Source organism: bacterium (assembly GCA_004299235.1).
Lineage (GTDB): Bacteria > Chloroflexota > Dormibacteria > Dormibacterales > Dormibacteraceae > SCQL01.
Genome location: SCQL01000019.1, coordinates 24,977 through 45,054, shown reverse-complemented (window position 1 = coordinate 45,054; position 20,078 = coordinate 24,977). Strand labels below are relative to the sequence as shown.

Below are 20,078 nucleotides of genomic sequence, written 5' to 3'. Positions count from 1 at the left end.
GGGCTCCATCCGCCTCAAGAGGCCATGGCTTCGGACAGAGCCCCGTCAAGGACCTCGGCGACGAATCCCAGCTGCTCCTGAGTGATCGTCAGCGGCGGCTGGATCCTCAGCACGTTGCCAAAGTAACCGCCGACCCCGATGAGCACTCCTCGCTGACGGCAGGACGCCTTGATCCGTGCGGCCAGCTCCGGGGCCGGCTCTCGGGTGACGCGGTCGCGCACCAGCTCGAGCCCCTGCATGAGCCCCGCGCCGCGTACATCGCCGACGGCCACATGCCGTTCAGCCAGCCGCTCCAATTGAGGTCGCAGCCAGGATCCCAGGCCGGCTGAGCGAGCGACCAGGCCGTCGGCTTCGAGGACCTCGATGCTCGCCAGGCCGGCGGCGCAGCACACCGGGTTGCCGCCGAAGGTCGACAGGTGCTCGCCCGGTCGAAACGAGTCCGCCACGTCGGGACGCGCGGTGAAGCCGGCGAGAGGGAAGCCGTCACCGATGCCTTTGGCCATGGTCATGATGTCCGGGGCGACTCCCGAACGCTCGATGGCGAACATCGTGCCGGTGCGGCCGAAGCCGGATTGCACCTCGTCGGCGATGAAGAGGATGCCGCGATCGTCCAGGATCTTCTTGACGCGCTCGAAGTAGCCCTCCGGCGGCACGATGATGCCGCCCTCGCCCATCACCGGCTCGGCGATGAAAGCCGCCACATCACCGGACGTGTGGTAGTCGATGACGTCGGAGACGGCGTCGGCGCAGGCCAGGGAGCACTTCCCGTTGCACAGCCGGCAGCGGTACGGATGCGGAGGTGGCGCAAACGCCACCCCGGGCAGGTAGGGCCCCCCGTGCTGCTTGCGCTTTCGGTTGCCCGTCACGCTCAGGGTGGCGTTGGTCCGGCCGTGAAACCCGAGCTCGAGGGCGATGAACTCACTGCGGCCGGTGCTGGCCTTGGCCAACCGGAGCGCGCCCTCGACCGCCTCGGCCCCGCTGTTGCAGAAGAAGGTCTTCTCGAGCCGGCCGGGCGTGATCCAGGCCAGCTTCTCGGCGAGGTCCGCGACCACCGGCACCTCGTACAACAGGGAGCCGATGTGCACGAGCCGCTCCATCTGACGCCGCGCCGCCTCCAGCACACGCGGCTCGCAGTGGCCGGCGTTGACCACAGCGATGCCGGCGAAGCAGTCCACGTACTCGGTGCCGTCGGTCGACCAGACCAGCGCATCGCGCGCCCGCTCGACGGTGATCGGTTCCACGCTCTGGACCGAGCTCAGGATCAGGAATTGCCTGTACTTCTCCGACGTGCTGAGTCCCGTCGCCGTCATGCGCGCGGCCTCTCACCGACCAGCAGACGCTCGGCCGCGGCCAGACCTGCTCTGGCGCACGAGACGTCCTGGCCGACCGCCGCTCCGCTGACCCCGATCGCCCCCACGACCCGGCCGCCGAGGGTGATCGGAATCCCGCCGCCGAAGATGACGTAGCGGCCGCCACCGTTGGCGTGCAAGCCGAACAGGGGGCCGCCCGGCGCCGCCAGCTCGGCCAGTTCGTGCGTGGGCGTGCGGTGGGCGAGCGCGGTATACGCCTTGTCAGTCGCCAGCACCGGCCCTGCGACCTCAGCGCCGTCCATGCGGGCGAAGGCTTTGAGATTGCCGCCGGCATCGACCACGGCGGCAGAGACCTGTACGCCGATGCGGCGTGCCTCGTCGAAGCACGCCGCAAGGATCGCATTGGCAGCGTCGAGCTGAATGTCGACCGACGTGAGTTCCATTTCGGGGATCAATGGGAATTTCGACTGCGCCGTCAGCCGGCGCGCTCCTCGACAGCGACCGACCCGATGGACAGGTTCGTCTCGACCACATGGGCCTTGCGTGGGTCGGAGAAGTACGTGGCCTTGCTCTTGACGCCCACGATCACGGCAATGACGAGGCAGGCAACGAGGATGCCGGCCGCGACCAGGGAGATCGGTCGTAGCTGGGTGGCCAGCCCGTAAGCCAATATGGCGATCATCGCCACGCCGCCGATCAGCGGGAACAGGCCGCTCAGCATGAAGTTTCTGAACGAGGTCGTCAGCAACTGACGGTAGTACCACACACACGCCAGGGCGACGATGCCGTACATGGCGAGGTAGAGCAGACCGTCTGCGCTGAGCAGGTAGCCGATGGCGGAGTTCGCGGAAGCGTTGGCCAGGTACGGGATCAGGGCGAGGGGTGCCAGCAGCGCAATCACTAGGGAGGCAACCCACGGGGTCTTGAAGTTCCAATGCACAGCCGACAGTCGCTTGGGCAGCAGCCGGTCTCGGGCCATCGCGAACGTCAGCCGGCTTGATTCCACCAGCATCATCTGGGTGGTCCCGAAGAGCGCTGAGAGCACCGCCAGGGGAAGCAACCTACCCCACGGATCCGGCGCGAGCAGCCCACCAGCGTAGGCAAGGATGTCAGTACCGTTCTTCTGGATGTCCGCGGGGGAGGCCAGGCCCTGGAACACCGTGACGAGGAAGGCGTAGTAGCCGGTGAGGAAGACCATGCCCAGGATCGCCCCGAGGCCGGGGTACCGCTTCGGCTTCTTGGTTTCCTCGCCAAGGATCAGCGGCGACTCCCAGCCCGCGTAGAGAAAGCCGCAAACGACGCCCGCGCCGATGAGGCCGGCCAGCCCGGTCGGTGAGGTGCTGGGCAGGAAGACGTTCCACGACGGGGCGGTCGTACCCGCGACGTGGTCGATTATCTCGCGCTTCAGAGTGAGGGCGACAAAGACCAGCACGACGGCGTACTCGAAGATGACAATCGCCGTCTGCACCTCGATCGACGGCCGCACGCCGCGAATCGCGAGGTAGGTGACGAGGCCCATGAAAACGACGGCCGTGACGAACACCAGGATCGCCGAGAACGTGCCGCCGGGCTGAATCAGACCGAGCGCATAGGTACCCGCGAGCGCGACATCAGCAATGATCGCGACCGTCGAGGCCATGATCGCCAGCAGCCCAGTGGCGTAGCCGAGAACCGGCGCGACGGCTTCGCCGACCCAAACGAAGGGGGCGCCCGCATGAGGCTTCCAGTTGTTCAGCCGGGCATACCCGCCGGCCACCATGATCATGAAGGCTCCGACCACGACGATCGCCAGAGGCGACCCGAATCCGGCGAAGGACGCGAGCAGAGCCAGCGTGAACGCGACGGTGCTCGACGGAGCAACGCACGCGATCGACGCGACAAACGCTCCCCCCAAGCCGACCGCGTCGGCCATCAGCGTGTGCTGATCACGTGCCGTTTGAACAGCCATTCTCTGCCTCCTCAAAGTCGCGGTAAATTGGATGGGCCGGTTCTGCCGACTCCTCGGCCAAGGCGCCACAGGCCCGGAGGTTAGATTGCTGGGGCATCCGAGATCCGGCAACGCCCACTTTGAGCCGCGTCCTTGCCGTCCGTGTCACAGTGCGTTCGTTTCGACCGAGTTGCGGACCGGCCCGGGGACGCGGTACCGGCTACTCGGCGGCGGCTCCGGGCTTCCCGGCTTCACCCAGAGCGGCGGTTTTCGCCGCCCGGCCCAATCCCGAGACCCCGGGGCGGGCCGCCAGGATGTCCAGGCTCCTCAGCGCCAGCCACAGCCGCATGCGGTCGTCGGAATCGTCGAGACCATGGCCCAGAAGGTCTGTGATGCGACCCAGGCGGTGATAGAGGGAGCGCCGTTCGATATTCAGGGCGCGGGCCGCCGCCTGGACATTGCGGCTCCGGAGGTAGGCCCGCAGGGTGGAGAGCAGCGGTACCGGCGACCGCGCGTCGTGCTCGAGGATGGGCCCGAGCTCGCCCTCGACGAAACGCGCGATGTCCGGCCCGTCGGTCATCCGAAGGACCAGATCCTCGAAGCCGAAGTCGCCGTAGTGGTGCACGGAGCTGCCGATGGTCAGGTATCGACCCCGCTGCGCGGCCTCCCGTGCTTCTTTGAACGCCCGATGCGCCGCCTCCGGGGCAGCCTCCTGGCTGACGCCGACGATGACCCGCACGCCAGCCATGCGCTCGGCGATGCGGCTCGCCGCCTGTTCGCCGACCTGCGTGAGCACGTCCTTGAGGACGTCCTTCGGCTTCACGCCGACCAGGGCCATGACGCGGTCGCCGTCGAACGCCACGACTCCGCGGCAGTGACCGCGCTCGAGCGCGGCACGGACCCACGCCGCGATATGCCCGTACGCCTGCTGTCGCTCCAGCTCAGACAGCCCGCGCTCGTCCATGTGATCGGCGAGGCCCAGAAGGTCGACCACAACCGCGGCCAGCCGGAGCGCCTCCAGATCCACCCCCGCCGCCCGAGCCCGGCGCAGAACGTCATCGCCCGACATGTAGTTGCCTTTCAACAAATCGAAGATCAGCACGCCTCTTGCCTGCTCCGACCAGTGAACAACCGCTTGATCGGTCAGGAGCGAGAGATTGATGACGGCCGCCGTACGGTCGAGCGCGAGCCGATCCAGATCGTCCAAGGGCTTGTTGATCGCGAGCATATGCAGACGCCCCCAGGGCTGGGCCCGCACCGTGATCGGCAGCCACGCGCAGACCGGGTCCGTCTGCTCGATGCGCACCTTGAGTCCGTCGCCGGGAACTGAGGTGTGCGCCTGGCGCGAATGCGCGTGCCAACCCTCGACCAGCGAAGCCGTCGCCGCGGATTGAGGGGCAAACTCGATGATCTGGTGAGCACCGTCCTCGAGGACGACCGGATTGTCGACCAGGCCGGCCAGTTTGTGAACGATGTGGCCGCGCGTCACGCCGTGGATGAGCAGTTCAGTGAAGGTATGGGTGATTTCGTCAGCCCGCTCGAGCAGCTGGTACTGGCGGTTGATGATGCTGGCGTGGACCTGTTCGGTGATCTCCACGTAAAGGGTCTCGCGATGCAGCACGATCAGGGGCAGCCCTTCCGTCTCGGCGGCCTCGACGACGGACGCAGGCACCTGCGGAAGGGTCGGCCCGAGCTCGATCACCACGCCCGCGACACCGGCTCGCTTCAGCTCGGCGACGTATTCGGCCTGCCGGTGCGGATCCTCGCCGCGCAAACCCATTCCGGTGGTCAGCAGGAGTTCGCCGCCCTTCAGGAGATGCGCCACATTGAGCATCTCCGCGATGTGCACCCAGCGCACCCGACCGCCGAGGTTCCGCTGGCCGGCCACCACCTCAGCCTCAGCCTCGCGGAAGACGTCCAGCCCCAGTACCTCGGCGACGGTCGGCACGTGTGCGGCAATAGTAGGTCCCGCATCCCCGCGTAGAACGCCGAAAGACAACGGCTCCCCTCCCGGTTCGTGCCGGCGCGGCCCCACCGGAGGCTGCCGGTGAGTCACGGCCGAGCGCCGAGAGGCCTCTGGCGCTCTTTTCTCACGACCGTGGTGCCGACCGCCCGGCACACCACCACGGGTTCGACGAGCATCTCCGCCGCGGAGTCGGAGATGTCGGCACGCAGCTGTGCCAGCTTGCGGGCCTCGAACTCGCACTTCCGTGACGTCTCGCCAAGCCGAACCAGGCGAGCCCGCGCCTCGATGAAGTCCCCGCCGTACACCGGCGCGAGGAACTCGACCATCTCGTAGCCGGCGAGCAATCCCTCGTCCCCATCCTGCTCGATGGCAATCTGGGTGACGAGGTCGCCGAACAGCCTCAACATGGTCGCGCCGGCCACCAGGTTCCCACCGTAGTGCACGTCTTCGGCACCCATCCGCTCTCTGAGCACGACCCACTCGCCTGACATGACGATTTCCTCCCTTATGCGGGAATCACCAGCGCGTCGACCGCCACCACGCCGTTCGCCCGCACGAACAGCGGATTCACCTCGATCACCTTGACCCGGCCTCGGGCACTTCCGACCACGCCAATCAGCCGGAGGACGATTGCAGCCACCGCGTCGACTGGAAACTGGCGTCCCCGGGCCCCGTCGAGAAGGAGCCGGCCCCAGCGCCGAGACGCGAGCGCGCGCCTGACCGCCTCGAACGATCCGGGACCGGCGACCACGATGGGATCTCCGAGCATCTCGACCCAGGATCCACCCACGCCAACCAGGCAGCAGGGCCCAAAGTCGGGATCGCAAAAGGCGGAGACGATTAGCTCCAGCTCGGCTGAGACCTGCTCGCAAACCAACACGGCGGGAAAGGCGGCCAGCAATTCGGCCGCTGCACCGGCGACGGCCCCCTCCGAGCCCAGATTCAGCCGCACGCCGTTGCCGTCGCTCTTATGCGGAAGATTCGGCCGGGAAGCCTTGATCGCGACGGGATAGCCCATGTCGGAGGCGCTGGCGACCGCCGCGTCCACGGTCCTGACCTCGACCTCGTTCGGCACCGGTATGCCGACGCGTTGCAGCAATTGCTTCGAGGCGTGCTCGCTCCAGGCAAGCTCACCATCCCCAAGCGCCTCCGCGAGCGCTTCGAACGCCGCCTCCTCGACTGCTCCGCGCGCCCCGTCCCGAGTCTTGGAACCGCCACGCCAGGCATGCCAGCGGTCCACTGCAGCGAGCGCCGCGAGGGTGAGGTCCGCTCCTTTGGTGACGGCAATGCCCTGGCGCCAGCACGCCTCCAGCAGAGCGGGGTCGGCGGAGTCCGAGCCGCCGTAGGCCATGAGCAGAGCGCTGCCCGGCGTGCTCACCCCAGCGAGCGCCGCCGCGACCAGGTCGCGCCCCGCCTGACTGGTCGAAAGAAACTTGTCGAGGCCGAACACGGTCAGATGGGGCTCTCCCGAGAGCAGCGTTGAGACGCCTTTGTCATAGACCTCCCGAGGGGGCCCCAGGGCCCACAGGTCGAGCGGATTCGCGGCGGGGTGGAGCTTGGGAAAAAGACGCCTCAGCTCAGAAGCGGTGTCCTCGCCCAGGCGGGGAAGATCGACACCGTGATCCGAGGCGAGGTCCGCAAAGAGGTTGGCCTGGCCGCCCGAATCCCCGACCAGGACCACCTTTCCCGCCGGCCGCAGCAGACCCTTGCCCAGGATCTCCAGCAGCACGAGCATCTGGTCGACGTCGCGGACCTCGATGGCGTTGGCGGCCCGCAGCACGCCGCTGAAAACGTCGCAGTCGCCGACCATGGACCCCGTGTGCGAGGCCGCTCCCAAACGGCCGATCGCGGAGCGGCCAACCTTCAGGACGACCACCGGCTTGTCGAGTCGCGCCGCCGCCTCCAGACCCTCCCGTAACTCAGAAGGACGCCGGATGCCTTCGACGAAGAGCCCGATGACTCTGGTCTCGGCGTCGGCGACAAGGAACTCCAGCGCCGCCGCCATGTCGAGCCCGAACTCGTTGCCCAGCGAAATGACGTGAGAGAACCCGATGCGCCATGGGAGGGCGGTGCAGATCTCGCAGATCGATCCCGAGTGGGACACCAGGCCGACATGGCCGGCTTGCACTCCCGGCTCGATGCTTCCGATGTAGGGAGCCGGGCCGTTCCGAAACGAGACGAACCCCATGCAATTGGGCCCGACGATGCTCAGGCCGCGCGCGCGGATCAGCGCCTTGAGGTCGTTCGCGATCTCCAGACCGCCCTCGTTCCCGCCACCGCCTGGGATGACGAAGCGCTTCACACCGAACCCGGCCGCCGCGTCCACGACGCTCAGCAGGCTGCCGGCTCCAACCAGGGGGACGCACAGGTCGACGGGCTCCGGAATATCCGCCAGCGAGGCGACCGGGATCGCACCCGCGTCCGAGCTCGCTCCTGGGTGGACCGCGTAGCAACGACCGCCGGCGCCGAACCGGCGCAGGTTCGAGATCGTGACCTGGGCGGCCGCATTCCGTGGCGATGCACCGACGACGGCCACCACCTTTGCCTTGGTCAGCTCCGCGAGCACCGGCGCCGGCTCAGACGCGGCCATCAATCCGCGACGATCTTGTCTGAGCGCCTGCCCAGCCCCGGTTGCGCCGCGCCGACAAGGACGACCGTGTTGCCCGCGGGCGCGCTGCCCTCGCCCATCTCATGGTGGACCTGGCCGACCTCCTCGAACTTCACCACGCGGCCCAGGCAGGGATCGATCTTCCCGGCGCGCACGAGGTCGTTGTAGGCAATCGCCTGCTCGTCGTTGCATCCGTGCGACCCCTGGAAGCGCTTCTGCCGCACCCACAGGTAGCGGACGTCGACCATCGCCGAGTAGCCGGTCGTCCCGGCGCAGATGACGACCATGCCGCCCTCTTCGCAGACGAAGATCGAAATTGGGATGGTCTCCTCGCCGGGGTGCTCGAAAACGATCGCCGGATTGCGCCGCTCGCCGAGTGCCTCCCAGATCGCCTTGCCGAAGCGGCGCGCCTCCCCGGTCCAAGCCTTCTGCCCCTGGGCATCGTCCCAATGGGGTGGGACGCCCCAGTGATTGAACTGCTTGCGGTCGACGTAGCCGGCCGCTCCCAGCCGCTTGCAGTACTCGCCGCGCTCGTCACTGGAGACCACGGCCACGGCGCGAGCGCCGGCCAGCCGGCAGAGCTGGACGGCCTGGCCGCCCAACCCGCCAGAGCCTCCCCAGACGAGGACCACGTCGCCCCGCTTCACCTCATGGCCCCTCCAGCCGTGGAGCATCCGGTAGGCGGTGGTGCCGACCAGCGTGGGGGCCGCCGCCTCTTCCCAGGTCAGGTGCTCGGCCTTGGGCAGGACCTGATGGCCCTGGGCGACGCAGAACTCGGCGAAGGAGCCGAAGTTGGTGTCGTAGCCCCAGATTCGACCATTGACCATCGGGTCGCGGCCTGACTTGACCCAGGGATCCTCAGCGTCCCAATAGCCGGGATGGACGATGACTTCGTCGTCGGCGTGGACATTGGTCACCGCCGAGCCCACCGCTTGGACGACGCCGGATGCGTCGCTGCCGCCGATGTGGAAATCCCATGGCTCGCCCGCGCGCTGGCGGCTGGCGATCACGTCGATGGGGACGCCGCGTGCGGCCCACACGTTGTTGAAGTTGACCCCGGCGGCCATCACCCGGATCAGGACCTCGTCCGGCCGGATCTCGGGGACCGCCACCTGCTCGATCTGAAAGGCCGTGCGGGGATCGCCGAAGCGGTCTTGACGGACCACCTGCGCAAACATCCGCCGCGGCACCACGCCGCTGACGCTTTGGCCGCCGGGCGCCAGCCGACCTTTCGCTGTCACGTCTCCTCCCCGGTCTGCAGGAGCGTGGCGGCAACTCCAAAAACAGACGCCGGCGCTCGTGGCGGATCCAAAGGCAGCACGACGATTCCTTTGTAGCCGTTTACGCCCGACCTCGGGCAGCCACTGTGCGCCAGCCCCGGTCGGGCAACGTCACAGTTCGCGCTGCGCCAACCCCATGACCTTCTGCCGCCATGGTCTCGACGCCGACGATGCATGTGCTGAGGGGGCCGAGCGTGGCCCCCTCAGTCGACCGGTCGCGTCAAGCCTCAGGCGTCAGCCCTTGGGCCCGATCTCCTTGGCGCAACGCTCCCCGCTGGTGGTCGCGCCCTCCATGAACCCCTGGAAGTCATGGCTGGTGTGCTCTCCGCCGAAGTGAACGTAGCCCTCCTGCACCCCCTCGTAGCCGCCGATGGTCGTCGCCTGGCCGACCCGCCAGTACGAGTAACCACCCTGCACCCAGGGGTCGTTGCTGCCGAAATGGGCCCAGGCCTTGCCGTTGTACGCCGCGGTCACCCCAGGCAGAACCGGTTCAAGCTGCGCCAGCGTGTCGGTGATGCACTGGGCGGGCGTGACCTGCTCGTGCTGGGTGATGCCGTAGGTGGTCAGGATCTGGTTGGTGTAGTTCCCGCCCGGGAACGCGACCCAGATCGAAGTCGCTCCCGCGTAGTTGTTGTTGGGCACCTCCCACCCGGAGCTGATGAAGCCGTTGTCCTGAAAGGTCACTCCGCTGTAGCCGTTGGTTTGCCAGGGGTGCCCGTTGAACTGCATGAAGAGCTTGCCGCTGGTCCCCATGCCCAGGTTGTTGATGGCGTTCATCTTCAGGCTCGTGAAGCCGGCCTGCGTGAGGTCGACCTTGCTGCGCATCGACTTGAACGGATTGCAAAGCACCAGGCCCTGGACCGTCACGGTGTAGCTGGAGCCACTGGGTTGTGGCTGGAGCGTCAGGGTGTAAGGCCCGGTCGTGCTGCCATTGTTGTTGATCTTCACGAGCGCCACGTTCGAGTGGAGCTGGCCGGCGGGGATCTGATTGATCAGCCCGGTGACTATTTGGTCGTTGCCCCCGATGACGTGCCATCGCTCGTCCGTGCCCGCCCATACGGGGCTGGTGTTGTTCTGGAAGCCCCTGCCGCCGATGCTGTCGTTGTAGCCCAGGATCATGGTCAGGTCGAGCGCCGACGAGTCGCTGGGCTCGCCTCCGTACTCGTCCCGGATGACCTGCATGCAAACCGCCCCGAAGTTGGTCGTCGAGCCCCCTGGGAAGTTCTGGTTCATCCAGGTGACGACGTCCTGGTTGTCCCAGGCCACGCCCTGTGCGTTGTGGTTGCTGTAGGACTGCGGCCACGGAGCGGCGACCACCGCGTTGTGGATGACCTGGTAGTAGGTGTTGTGCCAGTCCGTGTTGACCTGGGCCTGCGTATAGCGGCCCCCGTTGACCCAGTAGGCGGTCACCCGTCCGTTTGACTCGGCGAGATTGGTGTCCTCCAGCTGGAGGTTGAACAGGGTCACCAGGCTGAGCATCGAGGCGTGCTCGGAGGAGATGGACTCGCCGTGGTCGTCGGCGACCTGGCCGTTGAGGAAATAGCCCCGATTGGTCTCGCAACGCCCGCCGAAACCCTGCGCGTCGTAGAGATTGAAGGGCGTTCCCCCGCCGCCGCTGGTCGCGAGGACGTGCCCACAGCGGAGACCCGCCAGCCCGCCGCCGATGATCGCGATGGTGGGTACGCCGCCGGCGGCAACTCGCTTGGGCTGCAAGCCACCCCCGAGCATCGCCGCAGCGGCGAGGCCGGCCGCGGCGGCACCGGCGCCCTTGAGCAGGGTGCGCCTGGTCATGAGCTTGTCCTGCGAGGCAAACCACCGGGCCACACGGTCCTCTTGCGCATTCCCCCCGAACGCCTCATCCCGACCGGCGCTTCGGGCCAATCGGAGATTCCCCATCGCCACCCATTTGTCCACGTGGTCCTCTTGCGAGCCGCGCTCGACCACTCGCCGCGCGGCGTCGTTGTAGGTTTCCAACCGCTCCTTGGCGCCGGCCCGTGCATGGGCGCGCCGCTCCGCGCGCATGTCGGTCACCTCATCGAGGGGGACCCCCGTGGCCGCCGCCTCCTGATTCGCCTCCTTGGCTTCTCGGAGCATGTTGGCCCCAATTGAGTGGAAGGACCGTCGCATTCGTCGCATGAGCTTCCTCCGCTTGAAAGCCGAACCGACTGTTGATCAACTCTTGCGACCCGGCGGGCGAGGCGGCAATGCCCCCGATGTGCCGAGTCGAGGCGTCCGGCGACACAGATTGAGCAGCCGCGCGCGCCGGCGGGAAGGGCCGGGGCGAACGGCTGGTTTGCGTAGACTTCGAACGATGGAAGAGCTCGTGGCCAGGGACCGGGCCCCCATTGGTGAAGTCCCGATGGACGCCCCCTGGGCGTTGACCGCCACCGCAGGAGAGTTTTCCGCCGCGGAGCGCGAAGTGCTCAAGGAGCGGTGGGAGAGCGAGAGCCGGTCGGACAGCCGCCGCGTCCTCCTGGCCACATGTCACCGCGTCGAGCTGTACGGGCTGGGAGCCATCCCCACTGACCACGTACCGCAACTGCAGTCGACCTCGGCTGTGGCGCACCTGCTCCGGGTCGCGGCCGGTATTGAAAGCGCCGTGACCGGAGAGGACGAGGTCCTGCACCAGGTCCGCCAGGGACTGGCCGATGCGCGGGCGGATCGGCTCATCGACGGCTCCCTGATCCGGTTATTCGAGACCGCCATCGCGACCGGACGCCGGGTGCGGACTGGACGCCGGAGCGAAGCGCCCAGCCTGGCCGACCGCGCCGTCGAGTGGTTGTCCGGTCGGGTGCCGCTCGGCGGCGAGCCGGTGTTGGTGGTCGGCGCGGGCCGAATGGGTGCGCTCCTGGCGAGAGCGCTCAACCGCCGGCAGGCACAGGTGACGATCGCGAGCCGGACGCGGACGCGCGCGGAGCGGCTGGCCCGAGAACGTAAGGCGTCGGCGGCGGACCTGGCGGAAGCCGTCGGTCTCGCGCCCCAGATGTCCGCCATCGCGGTGGCGCTGGCCGGCCCCTGGGCGGCGGCGGCCGGACTCCCGCCGACGGCGGACCTGTCCTCGCCTCCAGCCGTGGCGGCGCGTGAGCGCCTGCGTTTGGGCGCGGACTTTTTGGCCATCGACGACTTGTACGACCGCAGTCAGTCCGGGCCCCAGGCGTACGTCGAAGCCGCCCAGTCCGTGGTCGAGCTCAAGACCGCCGATTACATGCGCTGGCTGGAGTGCCGACCGCGACACCGCTCGTGACGGGTATGCATGAATCCGGCCCGGTGAAGGCCGCGGACCTCTTCCCCGGCGGCGTCAACAGCCCGGTGCGCGCCTACGGTGCGGTCGGCGGCGAGCCGCCGTTGCTCGTACGCGGCCAGGGCGCTCGCGTGTGGGACGAGGCCGGTCGTGAGTATGTCGACTATGTGTGCGCCTACGGGCCACTCATCCTCGGCCACGCTCACCCCGCCGTCAGCACCGCGGTGGCGGCCGCGGTGGCGGCCGGAGGCCCATTCGGAGTCACCACCTCGGCGGAGGTTCGGCTGGGGGCTCTGATCCGCGAGCGCATGCCATCGGTCGAACGGATGCGCTTCGTCAACTCGGGGACGGAGGCGGTCATGAGCGCGCTTCGGGTCGCTCGGGCCGCGACCGGGCGAGACCTGGTCCTGAAGTTCGAAGGTTGCTACCACGGGCACTCCGACGGCCTCCTCGCCCGAGCAGGATCCGGCCTGGCGACGTTGAGCCTGCCCGGGAGCGCCGGGGTGACAGAAGCGGTTGCGGCCCAGACACTGGTGGGGCCCTACAACGACCTCGAAGCGGTGGCTTCCGCCCTCGCCGCCAACCCCGGGAAGGTCGCCGCCGTGATCGTGGAGCCGGTGGCGGCGAACATGGGCGTGGTTCCGCCGGCGCCAGGCTTCCTCGAAGGCCTGCGTCGAGTCACCTCCGAGCACGGGGCTCTGTTGGTCTTCGACGAGGTGATCACGGGCTTCCGGGTCGCCCGCGGCGGCGCCCAGGAAAGGTATGGAGTCACACCGGATTTGACCGTGCTCGGCAAGGTGATCGGCGGCGGACTCCCGATCGGGGCATACGGGGGGCGGTCGGATCTCATGGACCTGGTGGCGCCGTCCGGGCCTGTCTACCAGGCGGGCACGCTCTCCGGCCACCCCGCGGTCATGGCGGCCGGCGAGGCGACGTTGCGCAGCCTTGAGCCCGCGGTCTACGAGCGGCTTGAGGATGTTTCGGCCGAACTCGAGGCGGGTCTCCGGCGCGCTCTGCCCAACGCCCGGATCGCTCGCGTTGCGTCCTTACTGACCGTGTTCCTGCCTGGGGGGCCTGCCGAGTTCGCGCGTTTCTTCAACCTGATGCGGGCGCACGGCGTGCTGTTGCCACCGTCTCAGTACGAAGCGTGGTTCGTTTCCGCCGCGCACGACCTGGACGCCGTGCGCCGGACAGTCGACTCAGCCCGAACCTGAGCGCACGGCGCGCGGCAGCTGACGGCAAGGGGTTCGCCGGTGCTCAGACTGCGGTGTCAGCCCTGGGCGCATGAGCGCCGAGCGCTTCCTCCAACCAGGCGAGCAGATCCATTGAGGCGAGCGAGCCCTTGCTGAGCACCGCCTCCACATCACCATTGAGCGCCGCCTTGTCGTGCTCGTTCATGTCTTTGGCGGTGACGATCAGGATGGGGATGGCCCGCGTGTACAGATCCGCCTTCAGCACCTTGACGACCTCGAATCCAGTCATGCCCGGCATCATGAGGTCGAGAATCACCAGGTCGGGCCGGCACCGCCTGGTCGATTGGATGCCCTCCTCACCACTCGCCGCTTTGATGACCGTGAAGCCGAGTGGCTCAAGGATGTTGGCGAGAAGTTCCAACGCCTCGAGCTCATCGTCCACGAGCAGTACTGTGACCTCGCGCTCCTTCACTTTGGCGGTGAAGGCGTAGCGGCTGAGGCGGGCGATGAGGGCGTCCCGGCTGACCGGCTTGACGAAGTAGTCGGCCGCACCCAGGACTCGGCCGAGCGACTGTTCGTCGACGACCGAGACCACCACCACCGGGATGTGGGCCGTCTTCCTGTCGCGCTTGAGCCGGGCGAGCACCTCCCAGCCGTCCAGCTTCGGCAGCAGAACGTCCAGCGTTATGGCCACGGGCTGCAGGCGCTTTGCCTTCTCGAGCGCTTCCCCACCGTGTCTGGCCACCTCCGGCCGGTACCCGGCCGACCGCAGGTAATGAACCAGCAGCTCAGCCGCTTTGGGATCGTCTTCAACCACCAACACAAGCGGCCCGGTGCTATCGCCTTCCAATTCCCGCGCCAGTGGCTCCGCGCCTGTCTCGGTATCCAAGGCGACGGGCATCGTGAACCAGAACGTGCTGCCCTGGGCCAGAGCGCTGCGGACACCAATCTTGCCGCCGTGCAGCTCGACCAAGCGTTTGGTGAGCGCCAATCCGAGACCCGTGCCTTGCTGGCGCCGATCCAGACCGCCAGCCAGCTGCTGGAATTCGACGAACAGGCGCCTGTGGTCCTCGGGGGCGATCCCGATACCGGTGTCGGTGACCTCAAAACGGATCTCGTGACGTTGCCGGCGCGCGGTCACGCAGACCCGGCCTCCGTTCTGGCTGAACTTGATCGCGTTGGACAGCAGGTTGAGCAGGATCTGCTTTAGCCGGCCTGGGTCCGCGATGATCCGGATGGAAGGCCTAACCTTGGCCTCCAGGACGATGCCCCGTTCTCGGGCCAGAGGCTCGATCAGGCCGATCACCTCCGAGACCGCATCAGCGCCGGCCACCGGCTCAGCGGCGATGGTCATCTGCCCTGCATCGACCTTGGCCAGGTCCAAGATGTCATTGATGACGGCCAGGAGATGCTTGCCAGATCGATGGATGGTCTCCAGGAAGGCGCGGCGGCGTTCAGGCCTCAACCCATTTTCGCGGTCGTCCAGCAGAAGCTCCGCAAAGCCGAGTATCGCGTTGAGCGGAGTGCGCAGCTCGTGGCTCATGTTCGCCAGGAAGCGCTTCTCCATCTCGTCCGCCCGCTTCAACTCCATGTTGGCGAGTACGAGCCGGTCGTTGGCTTCCTGAAAGCCCCGAACCGTCATTTCGAACGGCGCCAAAGCTTCCTCCAGGAATTGCGTCGAAAGCTCGACGATCCCCGAAAGGTGCTCTGGTGCCGCCTCACCCGTGACCAAATGCTTGAGGGCTTCGCCATGCAGAGCCACGAGCGAGGTCAGCCCTTCGGCTATCGTCTCCCTGCCGATCGAATAGCCGACAAGCAGCGAGTCCTCACCGCCTCCCCCGACGTACTCCCGGAGTGCTTCTCTGTACCGCTGTCTTGGCTCCGGCTCAGGAGTCTTGATCTCTGCCGCCTCGTAGCAGCCGTGCGACCATCACCAGGGCGTCGTCGGTCCCACGGCCGTAGCGGGCAAGGATGTGGTCAGCCGCCGGCTGGGCTTCCAGCTCGGTGCGCACGTCGAGCGCAAACCCATGCCTGACGCCATCCGTCGCCAGCACCAGAACCGCTCCCGGCTCGAATGAGATGGTGGCGGGCCGCAACGTCGGAAGCTCGTATCCGACGACGCCCCCTCGCTCCAATAGAGTTTCGCGCTGCCGCTCAGGCGGGTGTCCGGTAGCTCGGTTGATGACCAGGCCCTCGACGTTACCGACGCTCAGCCACATCAGACTCAGACCGCTGGTATTGATTCGCGCGGCGCTGATGGCGGCGCCACGAGAGCCAAGCAGAGCTTTGTGGCACGCGCCGAAGATGGTTTCAAGAGGCTTCGAAGCCAGGCTCCTGATGATCTCGACCGCGCGCCGGGACGCGCGAGCCGCTGCCGCGCCGTGGCCGAGCCCGTCGACCACTGCCAAAAGGAACCCGTCCGGGACAGGCTCAACGGCCCAGGCGTCCCCGCATTCCGACTGACCTGGCTGCGCCTGCAAGGCCACGCCCCAATCCAGCCGAAGCGCCGCCGGCTCCTGGAACATCAGCGAACCCATTTCTTGACGGCCACGCGGGTACCCTTGCCGACTTCAGAAACCAGCTCGAAGTCGTCCATGATTCGCTTGGTGCCAGGAAGGCCGAGGCCCAGTCCCCTTCCGGTTGAGAACCCATCCTCGAGGGCTCGTTGCAGATCTTGGATGCCGGGGCCTCGATCGCTGGCGACTACACCAATCCCTGCACGCCCGGCTCTGTGCTCCGTGGTGATTTGGACCAGACCCCGGCCGGCATAAAGGAGGATGTTGCGCGCCAGCTCTGAAATCGCGGTCGCGATGAGAGCCTGCTCACTGCTCGCAAAGCCCAGCTCCGCGGCGAGTGCGCGCCCTTGCTGACGAGCCATGACGATATCGACTTCGGAAACGATCGGGATGTGTAGTTCATCGGCCACGCGCACGCCAACCTGCAGTCGCCGCATTCAGCAAGGCGAGGCCCTCATCGAGGTCCAGGGCGGTAGCAACGCCATCGAGGTACAGACCAAGCTGAACCATCGCAAACGCCACTTGCGGCTGAATGCCGACCACCACCGCCGCGGCTCCCTTCAGCTTTACGGTGTGGGTGATGTCTTGCAGGGTCCGCGCCGTAAACGAGTCGATGACGTCCAAGCCGCTCACATCGATGATGACCGCCCGTGATCGGTTCTTGCCGACCTGGTCGGCGAGCGTGCTCCGAAAGTCGATCATGTCGGTATCGGTGAGCGCGCTCTGTATCGAGCCGATCAGGTAGTCCCCTTGCTTCAGGATTGGCACTGCCATACGCTGCTAGCGATTGGTCGCTTGCTGCGCGTGCAGCCCATTGGCCGCCGATTCGCGATGAGCCCGGGCGACTTGGAGCAACCATTCCGCCTCGTCGATTCCACTCTGCAGGTCGCTCGTGGTCAAAAGACCGCTCAGGTCGACTCCGATCCGCGTCAGGGTCTGCGCGTTCTCGGTCGAAATCCCGGTTATCACGGCGTTAGCCCCCAGCAGCTTGGCCGCGCGAACTGTCTGCAAGAGGTGGTTGGCCACCGCCGAATCCACGGCCGGCACGCCGGTGAGGTCGATCACCACCGCCTTGGCTCGATGAGTGCGGATTCCCTCCAGCAATTGCTCCGTCAGCTGCCGCGCCCGCTCACTGTCAATGACGCCGATGATCGGCAGCAGGAGCAGCCCGCTGCGGACCGGCAGGACGGGGGTTGAAAGTTCTTTGATTGCCTGCTGCTGCTGCTTGATGACATGTTCCCTGGTGTCCAGATATTGCTCGCCAATGCGCGCCAGCGAGATGTCGAAGAGCCACTTGTTCAGCGCCAGCACGATCCGCTGGAGGCCGGCCGGATCCTTGCTGTACGCCTCAAACAGCCGCTCCAGGATCGCCTTCTGAGCCGCGGTGACAATCAAAAACCATGACGAGAATGGCAGCCCAATCCGCGCGTAGTGGCCGCCCTGCTGGCGGATATCGTCGAGGACCGGCTGCCAGTGGCCCTCCTGCATCGCCCGCTGCAGTTGAAGTTTGGACCTCAGCTGTTCGGCCTCCATCCGGCTCGGTGACATCTGGGCGAGGATATTCTTGAGGTCCGGATCAGCCACCGCAGCGGTCATCGTGGCGGCCTGGATCTCATCGAAATGCCGCTCGTACACGTCCCAGAGGTGTCGGAGCGCCTCCTGTTCCGCTTCAGTGAACAGCTCCGCTCCGACTGGATCAATCTGCTTGGTGCTCATGAATTGCCTCACAACATCGGGGAAGTATTCGCAAAAACGTTGCAGCCAACGCTTGCACGCGGACGTTAACCGCAACCATACAGACTCAACGTGGCGGTCGTCGGCTTTGAACACACCTCGATGGGTTTGGGTCGAAGCACTTCAATCAAGTCGCTAAGCGCCAGCATTTGTCACGGTTCATTACCGGCGTTGCTGCACCAGGTGGCGTGACGCCGGGGGCCGCCGGAGGTGTTGTGCTTCACGTGATTGAAGGGGGCGTCGTTGCGGGCGCTGCCGGGGTAATGGTGCCGAAGGCTTCACGCACTCGGGCCAACAAAGTTAGCCCGGTGAAAGGTTTCTCCAAAAGGAGGATGCTCGCGTCCAAAACCCCTGACTTTCCGAGCATTGGCTCGGCATAACCAGACATGAAAAGTACGTGGATGTCAGGCCGGGTTGAAGCGATGGCATCGGCTAGGTCCTGGCCGTCCATCTTCGGCATCACCACGTCGGTCAGCAAAAGGTCGATCTTGGCCTCATAGCGGCGAGCCGCTTCAATTGCCATCGGCCCGTCGCTGGCTGAGATGACGTTATAGCCATTTCCGGTCAGGATTCGCTCCGTCACCTCGCGCAAGTCGGCAGCGTCCTCAACGACGAGGATCGTCCCAGACTCCACATGCCCCATTGGCTTCGGCTGAACGCTGAGCCCGGCGGGCATGTGCTCAGTCGCCGGCAGCATCGCGCTCACACGGGTTCCGTGTCCGAGCTCCGAATAGATGGTGATGAATCCGCCGGACTGCTCGATGATCCCATGCACAGTCGCAAGTCCCAGGCCAGTGCCACGCCCCCTTTCCTTGGTGGTGAAGAACGGCTCGAAAACGTGCTGGAGGGTGTGTTCGTCCATCCCCGTCCCGGTGTCGGTGACCCGGACTCTCACATAACGTCCGGGTTTGAACCCCGGGCGACCAGCCGCGTACGCCTCGTCAGCATCCACGTTGTCGGTATCGATCACGAGCCGGCCACCGTTGGGCATCGCGTCGCGTGCGTTGATCGCCAAATTGGTCAGAACCTGCTCGAGCTGGCCCTTATCCACTAGGGCACGCCACGGTTCCGCGCTCAATGAAGTGCTGAACTCGATATGCTCGCCGAGAGTTCGACGTAAGAGTGGCTCCAACTCACGCACGACCGCGTTCACCTCCAGCGGCTGTGGCCGTAACACCTCTCGTCGGGCGAACGCGAGCAATTGATGCGTCAACCGCGATGCGCTTTCGCTCGCTCTGACGACTCGATCGATATCGCTGGCGGCTGACGTCAGTTGTTCAGTGTTGAGCTCGCCATCTGCTTGGCCCGAGGCCAAGATCTTCTCTTTGGCGAACAGCGCGAAGTTGAGGATTACGCCGAGCAGGTTGTTGAAGTCGTGCGCGACGCCGCCGGCGAGCTGACCCAGGCTCTCGAGTCGCTCCTGCTGGGAAAGCTTCTGCTTCAACTCCGCCGCTGCACGTTCGGCATCGATTACGCGACTGGCTCGAGCCTCCAGGGTTCGGCGGAGCATGATGAACATGGTTCCATCAATCGATAGCGCCATCAGCATGCCGACCAGATTGACCCATCGGTAGAGCTGGTCCGGGACGCCGCTCGTCCAGCGCAGCGCGACCGAGGTAACAAGCAAAATCAGCGCGACCCCAACTGTCAAGGCCACCACCTGCATCGATGCGCGTCCGCTCATGTACGACAAACCGAACGCCAGGAATATGAACGTCGCGAAGGTGAACAAGAGCGACAGCTCCGGAACGAACAGCCCCATGGCCAGGAGAAGCAGCAGGCCCGACACGGTGTAGGCCGCAACCGCCCGCGGCATTCGACCGTGCGAGATATCTCGGAGCGCCCAAGTCCACGTTACGGCCATTGCCAACCCCGCCCCGGCGACGCCGAGGGGCCGAACGTTATGCAGCCACCAGGCCGCGGCACTGTTGATGACAACCCATGCTGCAACGCAAGCCAGGTTTAACCAGATGACAGCCCGGGCTCGGCTAACCTCGTGCGGTTCATAGCGCCCTTCGCCACCCAGCGCCGCCCGCATGAGTTCGGCTCCGCCGGCCGTCTCGCCATCAACACTTGCAACTTCCGACGCTGGCAAGCCGGACAGGGTTCTACTGGCGCTCCCTTCGTGAGTTCGCATGGTGCTTGGCGTCGCCCGCGTCGAGCCCGTTAAGTATGGACCCCAAGCCAGTTGACAACTCCCTTACGGTTGGCATTTGGACACCTATCGGTGCATTGCCTCGCTGGCCCTGGGGACTTGGGACGGGCGGCCGCGCTGCGCGGTCTGGCTGCTGCTTGCGACCCAG

General features: G+C 66.4%; 16 protein-coding genes. 2 read left to right on the top strand and 14 right to left on the bottom strand.

The annotated features are described in order from the left end of the window. Positions 1-14: 14 nt before the first annotated feature. The 8 genes from EPN29_05210 to EPN29_05175 all read right to left on the bottom strand — a co-directional run bounded on the left by EPN29_05210 (position 15) and on the right by EPN29_05175 (position 11,227). Positions 15-1,310 (bottom strand): aspartate aminotransferase family protein, encoded by a 1,296-nt coding sequence (locus tag EPN29_05210; GenBank protein TAN33676.1) that lies wholly within the window; start codon positions 1,308-1,310, stop codon positions 15-17. Continuing rightward, positions 1,307-1,753 (bottom strand): heme-binding protein, encoded by a 447-nt coding sequence (locus tag EPN29_05205; protein TAN33675.1) that lies wholly within the window; start codon positions 1,751-1,753, stop codon positions 1,307-1,309. The genes EPN29_05210 and EPN29_05205 overlap by 4 nt, the downstream gene beginning before the upstream one ends. Positions 1,754-1,785: 32 nt before the next feature. Then, positions 1,786-3,258 (bottom strand): APC family permease, encoded by a 1,473-nt coding sequence (locus EPN29_05200; GenBank protein ID TAN33674.1) that lies wholly within the window; start codon positions 3,256-3,258, stop codon positions 1,786-1,788. Between the two features lie 199 nt (positions 3,259-3,457). Then, positions 3,458-5,356: a PucR family transcriptional regulator gene (locus EPN29_05195; GenBank protein TAN33673.1), complete on the bottom strand. Its 1,899-nt coding sequence runs from the start codon at positions 5,354-5,356 to the stop codon at positions 3,458-3,460. Continuing rightward, positions 5,290-5,694, bottom strand: coding sequence for a 3-aminobutyryl-CoA ammonia lyase (locus EPN29_05190; protein TAN33672.1), 405 nt, complete (start codon positions 5,692-5,694; stop codon positions 5,290-5,292). The genes EPN29_05195 and EPN29_05190 overlap by 67 nt, the downstream gene beginning before the upstream one ends. A 14-nt stretch (positions 5,695-5,708) precedes the next feature. Then, positions 5,709-7,793 carry a CoA-binding protein gene (locus EPN29_05185; GenBank protein TAN33671.1) on the bottom strand — a complete coding sequence of 695 codons (2,085 nt, stop codon included), beginning with the start codon at positions 7,791-7,793 and terminating at the stop codon, positions 5,709-5,711. Beyond that, positions 7,793-8,989 (bottom strand): crotonyl-CoA carboxylase/reductase, encoded by a 1,197-nt coding sequence (gene ccrA / locus EPN29_05180; protein ID TAN33759.1) that lies wholly within the window; start codon positions 8,987-8,989, stop codon positions 7,793-7,795. Before ccrA ends, EPN29_05185 begins: the two co-directional genes overlap by 1 nt. A gap of 336 nt (positions 8,990-9,325) precedes the next feature. Further along, positions 9,326-11,227, bottom strand: coding sequence for a hypothetical protein (locus tag EPN29_05175; GenBank protein ID TAN33670.1), 1,902 nt, complete (start codon positions 11,225-11,227; stop codon positions 9,326-9,328). Here EPN29_05175 and EPN29_05170 point away from each other — a divergent pair. Continuing rightward, a complete protein-coding gene (locus EPN29_05170; GenBank protein TAN33669.1) occupies positions 11,184-12,335 on the top strand; it encodes a hypothetical protein in 1,152 nt (383 codons plus the stop codon). The two genes, EPN29_05175 and EPN29_05170, sit on opposite strands and share 44 nt — an antisense overlap. Positions 12,336-12,340: 5 nt before the next feature. Further along, positions 12,341-13,546 (top strand): glutamate-1-semialdehyde 2,1-aminomutase, encoded by a 1,206-nt coding sequence (locus EPN29_05165; GenBank protein ID TAN33758.1) that lies wholly within the window; start codon positions 12,341-12,343, stop codon positions 13,544-13,546. 43 nt (positions 13,547-13,589) lie between these two features. Here the strand turns inward: EPN29_05165 and EPN29_05160 are convergent, their stop codons facing one another. The 6 genes from EPN29_05160 to EPN29_05135 form a co-directional block, all read right to left on the bottom strand. Continuing rightward, on the bottom strand, positions 13,590-15,287 hold the full coding sequence (locus EPN29_05160) for a response regulator (protein TAN33668.1): 1,698 nt from the start codon (positions 15,285-15,287) through the stop codon (positions 13,590-13,592). Positions 15,288-15,411: 124 nt separating this feature from the next. Then, positions 15,412-16,062 carry a stage II sporulation protein E (SpoIIE) gene (locus EPN29_05155; protein ID TAN33667.1) on the bottom strand — a complete coding sequence of 217 codons (651 nt, stop codon included), beginning with the start codon at positions 16,060-16,062 and terminating at the stop codon, positions 15,412-15,414. Next, the gene (locus EPN29_05150) at positions 16,050-16,451 is read right to left on the bottom strand and encodes an ATP-binding protein (GenBank protein ID TAN33757.1); all 402 of its coding nucleotides are present in this window, start codon (positions 16,449-16,451) and stop codon (positions 16,050-16,052) included. The genes EPN29_05155 and EPN29_05150 overlap by 13 nt, the downstream gene beginning before the upstream one ends. Next, a complete protein-coding gene (locus EPN29_05145; protein ID TAN33666.1) occupies positions 16,441-16,815 on the bottom strand; it encodes an STAS domain-containing protein in 375 nt (124 codons plus the stop codon). The genes EPN29_05150 and EPN29_05145 overlap by 11 nt, the downstream gene beginning before the upstream one ends. Before the next feature lie 6 nt (positions 16,816-16,821). Beyond that, positions 16,822-17,637, bottom strand: coding sequence for an STAS domain-containing protein (locus EPN29_05140; protein TAN33756.1), 816 nt, complete (start codon positions 17,635-17,637; stop codon positions 16,822-16,824). A gap of 358 nt (positions 17,638-17,995) precedes the next feature. Further along, positions 17,996-19,912: a response regulator gene (locus EPN29_05135; GenBank protein ID TAN33665.1), complete on the bottom strand. Its 1,917-nt coding sequence runs from the start codon at positions 19,910-19,912 to the stop codon at positions 17,996-17,998. Positions 19,913-20,078: the final 166 nt, after the last annotated feature.

Bases quoted from the DNA above. Each gene is read 5' to 3' on its own strand.
- EPN29_05210 (TAN33676.1), bottom strand. From the start codon at position 1,310: ATGACGGCGACGGGACTCAGCACGTCGGAGAAGTACAGGCAATTCCTG.
- EPN29_05205 (TAN33675.1), bottom strand. From the start codon at position 1,753: ATGGAACTCACGTCGGTCGACATTCAGCTCGACGCTGCCAATGCGATC.
- EPN29_05200 (TAN33674.1), bottom strand. From the start codon at position 3,258: ATGGCTGTTCAAACGGCACGTGATCAGCACACGCTGATGGCCGACGCG.
- EPN29_05190 (TAN33672.1), bottom strand. From the start codon at position 5,694: ATGTCAGGCGAGTGGGTCGTGCTCAGAGAGCGGATGGGTGCCGAAGAC.
- EPN29_05185 (TAN33671.1), bottom strand. From the start codon at position 7,793: ATGGCCGCGTCTGAGCCGGCGCCGGTGCTCGCGGAGCTGACCAAGGCA.
- ccrA (TAN33759.1), bottom strand. From the start codon at position 8,989: ATGTTTGCGCAGGTGGTCCGTCAAGACCGCTTCGGCGATCCCCGCACG.
- EPN29_05170 (TAN33669.1), top strand. From the start codon at position 11,184: ATGTTGGCCCCAATTGAGTGGAAGGACCGTCGCATTCGTCGCATGAGC.
- EPN29_05175 (TAN33670.1), bottom strand. From the start codon at position 11,227: ATGCGACGAATGCGACGGTCCTTCCACTCAATTGGGGCCAACATGCTC.
- EPN29_05165 (TAN33758.1), top strand. From the start codon at position 12,341: ATGCATGAATCCGGCCCGGTGAAGGCCGCGGACCTCTTCCCCGGCGGC.
- EPN29_05155 (TAN33667.1), bottom strand. From the start codon at position 16,062: ATGGGTTCGCTGATGTTCCAGGAGCCGGCGGCGCTTCGGCTGGATTGG.
- EPN29_05145 (TAN33666.1), bottom strand. From the start codon at position 16,815: ATGGCAGTGCCAATCCTGAAGCAAGGGGACTACCTGATCGGCTCGATA.
- EPN29_05140 (TAN33756.1), bottom strand. From the start codon at position 17,637: ATGACCGCTGCGGTGGCTGATCCGGACCTCAAGAATATCCTCGCCCAG.
- EPN29_05135 (TAN33665.1), bottom strand. From the start codon at position 19,912: ATGCGAACTCACGAAGGGAGCGCCAGTAGAACCCTGTCCGGCTTGCCA.